Annotated in this window: 1 tRNA gene and 2 rRNA genes (1 of these 3 cut by a window edge); all 3 read right to left on the reverse strand. The window is 54.0% G+C overall.

The annotated features are described in order from the left end of the window. Positions 1 to 77, reverse strand: a tRNA-Met gene (locus MJ601_RS21590). Positions 78 to 166: 89 nt separating this feature from the next. Next, positions 167 to 281 (reverse strand): 5S ribosomal RNA (rrf, locus tag MJ601_RS21595). A gap of 164 nt (positions 282 to 445) precedes the next feature. Continuing rightward, a 23S ribosomal RNA gene (locus tag MJ601_RS21600) occupies positions 446 to 2500 on the reverse strand (it continues 738 nt past the right edge of the window).

The raw sequence follows: 2500 nt of genomic DNA on the forward strand, positions 1-2500 counted from the left end.
TGGTTGCGGGGGTAGGATTTGAACCTACGACCTTCAGGTTATGAGCCTGACGAGCTACCGGGCTGCTCCACCCCGCGACACCGAGAAGCAAAAAAGGGCGGCTGTTTGTGCCGCCCTTTTTTTTGAGATGTGAATGGGTTTTTGTTTTGCAAGCGCGAGCTTTAATGCCTGGCGACGCCCTACTCTTCCGGGGCTTGAGCCACAGTACCATCGGCGCAGACTGGTTTCACGGCCGAGTTCGGGATGGGATCGGGTGGGTCACAGACGCTATGGTCACCAAGCAATAGAGCTTGCGCTTTGGGTTTTAATCGGTGCCGTGCACATATGAGCGTTTCGCTTGGGAAACGCGTCAGCAAGAAGTTTGCAGATTTATCTGGCATGAGGTTGATCACCACGTGTCGCTGACGCTGGAATGTGTTCCAGTGTTGTCATTGATGGTGGGACTCTCAGGCGCGATCAGAGCAATTAGGACCGGTTAGCTCCATATGTTACCACACTTCTACATCCGGCCTATCAAGGTCGTGGTCTACGACCGCTCGAAGAAATCTTATCTTGAGGGAGGCTTCCCGCTTAGATGCTTTCAGCGGTTATCCCGTCCATGCATAGCTACCCTGCTGCGCCCTTGGCAGGACGACAGGTACACCAGAGGCATGTTCAACCCGGTCCTCTCGTACTAGGGTCAACTCCTCTCAAATTTCGACGCCCACGGCAGATAGGGACCAAACTGTCTCGCGACGTTCTGAACCCAGCTCACGTACCACTTTAATTGGCGAACAGCCAAACCCTTGGGACCTGCTCCAGCCCCAGGATGTGATGAGCCGACATCGAGGTGCCAAACGATTCCGTCGATATGAGCTCTTGGGAATCATCAGCCTGTTATCCCCGGCGTACCTTTTATCCGTTGAGCGATGGCCCTTCCACGAGGGACCACCGGATCACTATGACCGACTTTCGTCTCTGCTCGACTTGTCAGTCTCGCAGTCAGGCGGGCTTATGCCATTGCACTCTAACAGACGGTTTCCAACCGTCCTGAGCCCACCATCGCGCGCCTCCGTTACTCTTTAGGAGGCGACCGCCCCAGTCAAACTACCCGCCACAGAGGGTCCCTGCACCGGATAACGGTGCGAGGTTAGACATCAGAAAACAACAGGGTGGTATTTCACCTATGGCTCCACGACAACTGGCGTCATCGCTTCAAAGCCTCCCACCTATGCTACACAGTTCTTTCCTAATGCCACTCTGAAGCTGCAGTAAAGGTGCACGGGGTCTTTCCGTCTAACCGCGGGTACTCCGCATCTTCACGGAGAATTCAATTTCGCTGAGCATATCCTGGAGACAGTGGGGAAGTCGTTACGCCATTCGTGCAGGTCGGAACTTACCCGACAAGGAATTTCGCTACCTTAGGACCGTTATAGTTACGGCCGCCGTTTACCTGGGCTTCAATTCAGAGCTTGCACTCCTCCTCTTAACCTTCAGGCACCGGGCAGGCGTCAGGCCCTATACGTCGTCTTGAAGCCGACTTAGCAGAGCCCTGTGTTTTTGCTAAACAGTCGCTACCCCCTGGCCTGTGCCCCCCATCAGAGCTTGCGCTTAGATGGGGCCTCCTTCTTCCGAAGGTACGGAGGCAATTTGCCGAGTTCCTTCAGGATACTTCTCTCAAACGCCTTGGTATACTCTACCATTCCACCTGTGTCGGTTTAGGGTACGGTCTATACGGAGGGGCTATTTCCTGGGACAACTTCACAGCCTGGACCAATCCAATAAGGCCAGACCATTTACGCCATCCGTCACACACCTCCAGGCCCACGAATATTAACGTGGTTCCCATCGACTACCCCCTTCGGGCTCGTCTTAGGGGCCGGCTTACCCTGCTCAGATTAGCTTTAAGCAGGAACCCTTGGAATTTCGGCGACAGTGCATCTCACACTGTTAATCGCTACTCATGTCTGCATTCGCACTTCCGATACCTCCACGGTCGGTTACCCTTCCGCTTCAACGGCCTACGGAACGCTCCGCTACCGCTCAGCTTACGCTGAACCCTAAGCTTCGGTGCACGTCTTGAGCCCCGTTACATCTTCGCCGCAGGATCTCTTGTTTAGACCAGTGAGCTGTTACGCTTTCTTTAAAGGATGGCTGCTTCTAAGCCAACCTCCTGGTTGTTTTGGAAATCCCACATGCTTTCCCACTTAGACGTGACTTGGGGACCTTAGCTGTAGGTTAGGGCTGTTTCCCTTTTGACGACGGACCTTAGCACCCGCCGTCTGTCTGCCGGACTAGACTCGTTGGTATTCGGAGTTTGGTTAGTATTGGTAGATCTCGCGACCCCCGCAACCATCCAGTGCTCTACCCCCAACGGCAATCATCCGACGCTCTACCTCAATAGATTTCGCGGAGAACCAGCTATTTCCCGGCTTGATTGGCCTTTCACCCCTAAACACAACTCATCCGATAATTTTTCAACATTAAACGGTTCGGCCCTCCAGTGCGTGTTACCGCACCT

Origin of the sequence: Sphingobium trunci, from assembly GCF_022664535.1 — a bacterium.
Lineage (GTDB): Bacteria > Pseudomonadota > Alphaproteobacteria > Sphingomonadales > Sphingomonadaceae > Sphingobium.